The organism is Bacillus cereus group sp. MYBK79-1 (assembly GCF_051915365.1).
In the GTDB taxonomy this organism is placed as follows: domain Bacteria; phylum Bacillota; class Bacilli; order Bacillales; family Bacillaceae_G; genus Bacillus_A.
On the sequence record NZ_JBQAEO010000020.1, the window covers coordinates 63,519 to 71,194 of the forward strand.

The following is a 7,676-nucleotide window of genomic DNA, read 5'->3' on the forward strand; positions in this document are numbered from 1 at the left end:
GATATAAGCTAATAACCATAAAGTCTACCGGAAAGGTCGGAATAGGATTGTTACCCCTCAAAAACATCTATTTTTTTACGGTTAAAACCGACTTTTCCGATTGGCTATAAATGTGCTGTGGGAGGCATACATAGGCTAATAAGTTCAAAGGGTATAACTATTAAACAGTTAGGGTGGGGACAATGAAGACAAAGACGAAAAAATGGGCTGGTGTATTTTCGGTATTACTGAGTAGTTCGCTTGTTTTATCCGCTTGTGGGGGACAGGAGGAGACGGCTTCTACAGAACCGGTTAAACAACAAGATTTAAAAAATATAAAAATTGAAAAGATCGCTGCGACAGATAAAACGAAAGTGCCAGATAAAGCGAAGAATAGAAAAGATACGTTAGTAGTTGGGATTAACAAACCAGGGGGCGTATTTTTACCATATTTCCAACAAAATGGTTGGGATGGAAACGTAACTTCAGTTATTTTTGCATCTCTCATATCAACCGATAAACAAGGGAAACCAATTCCAGAATTAGCTGAGAAGTGGGACGTTTCTTCTGATCAGTTAACATATACATTCCATTTACGTAAAGATTTGAAATTTAGCGATGGCTCGCCATTAACAGCGGATGATGTAGCGTTCACGTTGACACTTTTACACGATAAGGCATATGAAGGCGAAGTGGACATCTCTCAATATGCAGTTAAAGGTGGTAAAGAATATAAAGAAGGAAAAGCAACTTCAATTGAAGGTATTCAAGTTGTCGATCCACAAACAATAAAAATTACGACTGAAAAGGTTAATTCACAAGCTATATTTGTTTTTGGTAGCACAGTACTATCAAAAGCTTATTACGGAAAAGATTACAAACAAAATACAAGTTTAGATTACTTAAAAGATTTATATGGCAAACCACTAGCTGCGGGTCCATATAAATTTGAAAAGTATATTCCAGGTCAAGAAGTTCGTTTTGTAGCAAATGAAAATTACTATGCAGGTAAACCAAAAATTCAAAACTTCATTTATAAAATTACTTCTGGCGATACGAAGCTTCAGTTATTCCAAACAGGTGAGGTTGACCACACTGGCTTAGGTACTGGTGACGAAGTTCTTGAACAGGCTAAGGCTTTAGAATTCGCAAATATCCAAATCGAAACAGCACCATCATTTAGTTATGTTTATATGAATCATAATAAGCCGTACTTAAAGGATAAAAAGGTTCGCCAAGCACTTATCTACGGATTAGATCGTAAAAAATATGTTGATACAGCATACAAAGGATACGGTACGGTAGCGAATGTACCAATTCATCCGACTTCTTGGGCTTACACAGAAGAAGGCGTTAATAAATATGAGTATGACAAAGAAAAAGCGAAAAAGTTACTAGATGAAGCAGGGTGGAAAGTTGGTTCGGATGGAATCCGGGAAAAAGATGGTCAAAAATTAAAACTTTCTTATTTCGGTCCAAGTTCGGCTAAAGATAGTGATTTATTAATTCCAATTGCGAAAGAGAATTATAAAGAGATAGGTGTAGAATTTAACCCTGAATTCATGGACTTTAATACAATGCTTTCAAAAGTTAACAAAGGTGATTATGATTTGGCTTCTGTTTCGACACCAATTACAAGTGACCCGAGTGAAACAGCTGGTGAATATTTATCTAGTGCCAATGAGAAGAGTCTTGGTTATAAAAATTCAAAAGTAGATGAGTTAATTCAAAAAGGTATTGAAACGGTAGATATTGAAAAACGTAAACCAATCTATAAAGAACTTTATAAAGAGTTAAGTGATGATCCGCCAGTAATTCTATTAAACTATCGCAGAACAATTACTGGTTATAACGGGAATATAAAAGGAGTTGACCCTGAAAAATACAATAGTATTAGCGCAAACTTACCAGTATTATCATTTGAAAAATAACGAGAAGAATGTATAAACAGAAGACATTTTTTCATTCGGTTAGAAATGTGCCGATTTGAAAAAATGTTCTTCTATTTTAAGCATTAGATTGGAGAGAAAAAGGGTGAAAACATATATCGTTCGTAGGTTGCTACAAATGATTCCGACACTGTTTGGAACATCAATTATTATCTTCTTCCTGTTCGCACTTCTTCCGGGTGATTATATTGATTCAAATCCAAAGATTACACCGGAAAGAGCAGCTGAGCTTAGGGAATTGTATGGATTGAACAAACCAATTGTTGAGCGTTATTTTCATTGGTTAGGTAATGCGTTGCAAGGGGATTTTGGTTTTTCGCTGCAGTATCAAGAACCTGTAACGTCATTATTAAATAAGTTTATTTGGAATTCGTTTAGTGTAGCCATTATTGCATTGTTTTTTATTTGGTTAATTGCACTTATTATCGGTGTATTTTCAGCTACAAAGCAACATTCTTTATTCGATAAGCTTGTAACGATTGGTGTCTTTGCAGCGATGTCATTCCCTTCCTTCTTTATCGGTTTGTTTTTAATTAAAGTGTTCGCGGTTGACTTTAAGTTATTACCGATAGGTGGAATGATTGATGTTGGTAGTAATTCCACTGGGTTTGCTTATGTGATAGAAGTTGCAAAACATATGGTGTTACCAGTATTTATTTTGACTCTTCTTGGAGTAGGTTCATTGACTCGTTATTTTAGAACGAGCATGTTAGAGGTTGTGAGACAAGATTACATACGAACAGCACGAGCAAAAGGTTTAAAGGAAAAGACTGTTATTTATAAGCATGCATTAAAAAATGCAATTTTACCGGCAATTACTTTATTAGCATTTGAATTACCCGGTTTATTTTCAGGAGCCATTATTATTGAACAAATTTTTAATTGGCCAGGTATCGGTAATGTTCAATTAGAGGCACTTAATTTCCGTGATTATACAGTGTTAATGGCATTTACGATGTTTCTTTCTTGTTTAACAATCGTATCGAACTTTTTCGCAGACATTGTATATGCAGTTGTTGATCCACGTATTCGGTTGAAGTAAGGGGGGAATGAGATGGAAACTGTTACAGCGATTACAGAGAAAAAAGGAAAAAAGAGAAAAAATGAATCATCACCATGGCGACAAGCTCTTAAAAAGATAAAGAAAAATAAGATGGCACTAGTAGGGTTGTATGCATTAATTTTTATGTTTGTATTTTGTTTTATTGGACCGTTTTTTTCGCCATATGCATCAGGGAAAATACAAGTTGCACTAATTAACAAACCACCTAGTTTCTCTCATTGGCTTGGTACAGATCAGTTAGGAAGAGATATTTTAACGAGGCTCATGCAAGCGGGACGTATTTCATTAACGATTGGATTAGCTTCAATGGTTTTATCAGTGATACTAGGAGCTGTATTAGGAGCTATTGCAGGGTTTTATCGTGGTATCGTTGATAATATTATTATGCGTCTTGCAGATATTTTAATGTCGATGCCAGGATTACCGTTACTTATTATAATGGGGGCGATTTTATCGGAGTGGAAAGTACCGTCTGATTATCGTCTGTATGTCATTATGATTATTTTAAGTTTGGTAGGTTGGCCAGGGCTTGCACGTCTTGTAAGAGGTCAAATTTTATCACTTAGGGAGCAAGCGTTTATGCAAGCTGCTGATGTGCTAGGAATAAAAGATTACCGGAAAATTATATATCACTTAATCCCTAATGTTTTACCAATTTTAATTGTTGTATCTACATTAGGTGTTGCTGGTTCAATTCTAGGGGAGTCCGCACTAAGCTACTTAGGTCTCGGCGTCGTCCCACCTACACCATCATGGGGGAATATGATTAGCGCAGCGAACTCATTAATTGATTTCCAAAAGCGTCCGTGGCTATGGATTCCGCCTGGTTTCGCAATCTTTATAACAGTTGTATCAATTAACTTACTTGGTGATGCACTTCGTGATGCGTTAGATCCAAAGATGAGACGGTAGGTGAGAAGGTATGAGTAAAGCGGTAGTAGAGCTGAAAGACTTACAAACACATTTTCAGACAGAAGAAGGAACAGTAAAGGCTGTAAATCATGTTAGTTTTACAGTTCGAGAAGGTGAAACGGTTTGTGTTGTAGGCGAATCAGGTTGCGGGAAAAGTGTAACAGCTTTATCTATTATGGGGCTTATTGCTGAATCAGGAAGTGTAGTAGGTGGAGATATTTTATATGAAGGAAAAAGTCTTTTAGGAATGAAAGAGAAAGAGCTTCGTAGTTTACGAGGCAATGATATTGCGATGATTTTCCAAGAACCGATGACATCGCTGAATCCGGTCTTCACTGTAGGGGAACAAATTGTAGAGACGTTAAGAGAGCATGAATTACTTAGTAAAAACGAAGCGTATAAGAAAGCAATTGAGTTAATTCGTAAAGTCGGCATAGCTCGTGCGGATGAAATTGTCCATTCTTATCCGCACGAACTGAGCGGTGGGATGTTACAACGTATTATGATTGCTGTTGCACTTAGTTGTAATCCTAAGTTATTAATTGCTGATGAACCGACAACGGCTCTTGATGTTACGATTCAAGCTCAAATATTAGACTTATTAAGACAAGTAAAAGAGGAGTTTAAAACATCCATTTTATTAATTACACATGATTTAGGTGTTGTAGCAGAAATGGCTGATTACGTTGTCGTTATGTATGGCGGGAAAGTTATTGAAGAAGCACCGGTATTAGAGATATTCCAAAATCCGAAACATCCGTATACGAAAGGTTTGTTGAAATCAAAACCAGTGATGGGAAAACGAATAGATAAACTATATTCTATTCCAGGGCAAGTTCCTAATTTAGTCGGTTTGGATGAATTTTGCTACTTTAGCGGTCGTTGTGAGCATTGTATGGAAATATGTAAAGAAGAAGCACCAAATCTGAATGTACGTGATGAGAATCATAAAGTAGCTTGCTGGTTATATGAGGAGCGTGCAGAACAATGAGTGAACCATTATTAGAAGTAAAAAACTTAAAAACATATTTTCCAATTAAAGGCGGCATATTTAGTAGAACGGTTGGACATGTAAAGGCAGTTGATGGAGTAAGTTTTACTATTAATAAAGGTGAAGTGTTCGGCCTCGTTGGTGAATCAGGAAGTGGAAAAACGACGATAGGAAAAACAATTTTACGTCTCGTCAAAAAAACGGAGGGGGAAGTGAAGTTTAAAGGAAAGGATGTTTATTCTCTATCAAAAGAGGAATTGAGAAAACATCGTCCTAATATGCAGCTTGTGTTTCAAGATCCATTTAGCTCATTAAATCCGAGAATGAGAATTGGAGAAGCACTTGGTGAGCCGATGTTGGCTCACGGACTAGCGACGAAGGAAAATGTTCGTGAAAAAGTGATAGAAGTATTAGAGTTATGTGGCTTAGCCCCATATCATATTGACCGGTACCCTCATGAGTTTTCTGGTGGACAACGTCAGCGTATCGTTATCGCAAGAGCTATGGTATTAAACCCGGAATTCATTGTAGCTGACGAACCTGTGGCAGCACTAGATGTATCTATTCAAGCACAAATCATTAACTTATTTAGTGAGTTACAGGAGAAAAAGGGATTATCCTATTTGTTCATTTCACATGATTTAAGCGTGGTAGAGCACTTATGTACGAAAATTGGGATTATGTACTTAGGAACGATTGTGGAAACAGCGCCGCGTGATGAGTTATTTACGAACCCACTTCATCCGTATACAAAAGCATTGTTATCGGCTGTGCCAATACCAGATCCAACAGTGAAGCGAGAGAGAATTATACTAGAGGGTGACATTCCAAGTCCAGCAAATCCACCTTCGGGTTGTCGTTTTCATACACGTTGCCCGTTTGCAACAGATATTTGTAAACAAACGGTACCAGAATTCCGTAATGTTGGTGAGGAGCATTTTGTTGCTTGTCATCATGTATAAAAAAAGGACTCTTTCAAATGGAAAGAGTCTTTTTTTTATTTACTAGATGAAGTTTGTTTTAATACAAATTGCTCGATTGCATGAGCAACACCATGTTCATTGTTTGTTAATGTTACAACATCACATAGTTTTTTTACATCTTCCTCAGCATTTCCCATCGCAACTGATAAGCCAGCTACTTGTAACATCGGCACATCATTAAAGTTGTCCCCGATTGCAATAGTATCTTCAATTGGTATATTGAAATAAGCAGCCATTTCTTGTAGACCGTTCCCTTTATGACCATGCTTATCCATAATTTCTACATTAGTAGGAGCTGATGCTGTAACTGAAATATCAGTGTCTTCTTGTAACGTACTTAATAGCTGTGCACGATGCGCTGCATTAAATGTCAAAATGAAGAATTTAGATATCTCTAATTCTGGATTATTTACAACATCTTCTATTTTTTGGAAATCAGTAATTAAGTTTGATTTCTTTTGTTTTTCTGTAATTCTCTCAAGTTCCTCGAGTGTAACATCTAGTGCATGCTTGTTCTCTTCGAACGCTTGCATGACTTGATCTTGCCATGTATACGGAGAATAAACTCCTTTATTCGTATATAGCTTATAAGGAAAACCTTCAGATTCTAGTAATTTTGCAAGCTTGTATACTTTATCGTTTTGTAAACAACGCGAGTTAATTACTTTTCCATCCACATAAACAATTGCCCCATTGCTTGCTCCAACTGGAAGAGATAGTTTATATTCTTCCAATAATTTTAAAGCATCCTCTTTTGCACGACCAGAACAAATCATGACTATATGGCCAGCCTCTTTTGCAGTTTGGATAGCTTGTAAGTTCTCTTTGGAGATTTCAAGATTAGATGATAGTAGTGTACCATCCATATCTAATGCGATTAATTTCAAAATGACCACCTCTTTGCTTTTATTATACATAGTTATATGGAGGAAACATATAAACTTATCTTGGAAAGATGGTATTTTATCCGGCTTTAATGGGCAGTAAGACCCCCACCTCAAAATTCAGCGAAAGCAAAGAATTTAGGTGGGGGGGCAACTGCCCATAAAAGTCCGATTGGTTCAACTAATAATCAGTGGGGGGATGAAGCCCCCCACTAATTAAAGTTTCACTTTATCTCGAATAAATCGTTAGTGAAAATTTGATAGACTCCAACGTATTCATTCCAATATGCACTTTAATTCGTAACAAAAGTAGGGGGAGTATGGGTATATTTCGTTATATGACTGTAATATTACAATAACGTTACAAATATGAACTTAGTAGAAAGTGCATTAAAACAAGGTTTTCAAGGGTGTTCATAAAAAAAGTGTAATAAAATTTACGTAATTATATTGCAACGTAACAATAGTTATGTTACATTAATGTTACAAACGTTACGTTATTAAATTTAATGTAACGCTAACATAAAAACTATGAAATAAACATTTCTTAGAAATTACATATAGATAACTTATTAAAGAGGAGGATACATAAAATGAAAGAGCAAGTATTACAAGTAACAAAAGGTGACTTCGTAGGATCAGCAAGTGGAGCAGTAGTATTAACAGCATTAATCGTATTTCTATCAAGCGTATTAGTATAATAGAAGTTTTGTAACAAAAGAGAAAAAGAGAGGAGAATGCAAAATGAAAGAGCAAGTATTACAAGTAACAAAAGGTGACTTCGTAGGATCAGCAAGTGGAGCGGTAGTATTAACAGCATTAATCGTATTTCTATCAAGCGTATTAGTATAATAGAAGTTTTGTAACAAAAGAGAAAAAGAGAGGAGAATGCAAAATGAAAGAGCAAGTATTACA

The 7,676-nt window shown here is 36.0% G+C and carries 8 protein-coding genes; 7 read left to right on the plus strand and 1 reads right to left on the minus strand.

Translation table 11 applies throughout. The annotated features are described in order from the left end of the window. The first annotated feature begins 182 nt into the window (after positions 1 to 182). The 5 genes from ACTFOB_RS23305 (at position 183) to ACTFOB_RS23325 (ending at position 5,856) form a co-directional block, all read left to right on the plus strand. Entirely contained in the window at positions 183 to 1,910 is a 1,728-nt protein-coding gene (locus tag ACTFOB_RS23305; protein ID WP_440029241.1) for an ABC transporter substrate-binding protein, read from the plus strand. A gap of 103 nt (positions 1,911 to 2,013) precedes the next feature. After that, positions 2,014 to 2,970, plus strand: coding sequence for an ABC transporter permease (locus ACTFOB_RS23310; RefSeq protein WP_046199343.1), 957 nt, complete (start codon positions 2,014 to 2,016; stop codon positions 2,968 to 2,970). A gap of 12 nt (positions 2,971 to 2,982) precedes the next feature. Beyond that, positions 2,983 to 3,903, plus strand: a complete 921-nt coding sequence (gene opp4C, locus ACTFOB_RS23315; protein WP_440029239.1) for an oligopeptide ABC transporter permease — start codon at positions 2,983 to 2,985, stop codon at positions 3,901 to 3,903. Positions 3,904 to 3,913: 10 nt separating this feature from the next. Continuing rightward, positions 3,914 to 4,894 carry an ABC transporter ATP-binding protein gene (locus tag ACTFOB_RS23320; protein WP_440029237.1) on the plus strand — a complete coding sequence of 327 codons (981 nt, stop codon included), beginning with the start codon at positions 3,914 to 3,916 and terminating at the stop codon, positions 4,892 to 4,894. After that, positions 4,891 to 5,856: an ABC transporter ATP-binding protein gene (locus ACTFOB_RS23325; protein ID WP_440029235.1), complete on the plus strand. Its 966-nt coding sequence runs from the start codon at positions 4,891 to 4,893 to the stop codon at positions 5,854 to 5,856. Before ACTFOB_RS23320 ends, ACTFOB_RS23325 begins: the two co-directional genes overlap by 4 nt. Before the next feature lie 35 nt (positions 5,857 to 5,891). On the opposite strand, the gene ACTFOB_RS23330 is transcribed toward ACTFOB_RS23325, so the two are convergent. After that, a complete protein-coding gene (locus tag ACTFOB_RS23330) occupies positions 5,892 to 6,764 on the minus strand; it encodes a Cof-type HAD-IIB family hydrolase (protein WP_151635520.1) in 873 nt (290 codons plus the stop codon). Between the two features lie 590 nt (positions 6,765 to 7,354). Between ACTFOB_RS23330 and ACTFOB_RS23335 the strand changes: the two genes are divergently transcribed. After that, entirely contained in the window at positions 7,355 to 7,462 is a 108-nt protein-coding gene (locus ACTFOB_RS23335) for a DUF3948 family protein (RefSeq protein ID WP_000664237.1), read from the plus strand. A gap of 43 nt (positions 7,463 to 7,505) precedes the next feature. Next, entirely contained in the window at positions 7,506 to 7,613 is a 108-nt protein-coding gene (locus ACTFOB_RS23340; protein WP_000664237.1) for a DUF3948 family protein, read from the plus strand. Positions 7,614 to 7,676 lie beyond the last annotated feature (63 nt).

What these genes read in the sequence shown, in the direction of transcription:
- ACTFOB_RS23305 (WP_440029241.1), top strand. Translation starts at nt 183, where the DNA reads ATGAAGACAAAGACGAAAAAATGGGCTGGTGTATTTTCGGTATTACTG.
- opp4C (WP_440029239.1), top strand. Translation starts at nt 2,983, where the DNA reads ATGGAAACTGTTACAGCGATTACAGAGAAAAAAGGAAAAAAGAGAAAA.
- ACTFOB_RS23320 (WP_440029237.1), top strand. Translation starts at nt 3,914, where the DNA reads ATGAGTAAAGCGGTAGTAGAGCTGAAAGACTTACAAACACATTTTCAG.
- ACTFOB_RS23325 (WP_440029235.1), top strand. Translation starts at nt 4,891, where the DNA reads ATGAGTGAACCATTATTAGAAGTAAAAAACTTAAAAACATATTTTCCA.
- ACTFOB_RS23335 (WP_000664237.1), top strand. Translation starts at nt 7,355, where the DNA reads ATGAAAGAGCAAGTATTACAAGTAACAAAAGGTGACTTCGTAGGATCA.
- ACTFOB_RS23340 (WP_000664237.1), top strand. Translation starts at nt 7,506, where the DNA reads ATGAAAGAGCAAGTATTACAAGTAACAAAAGGTGACTTCGTAGGATCA.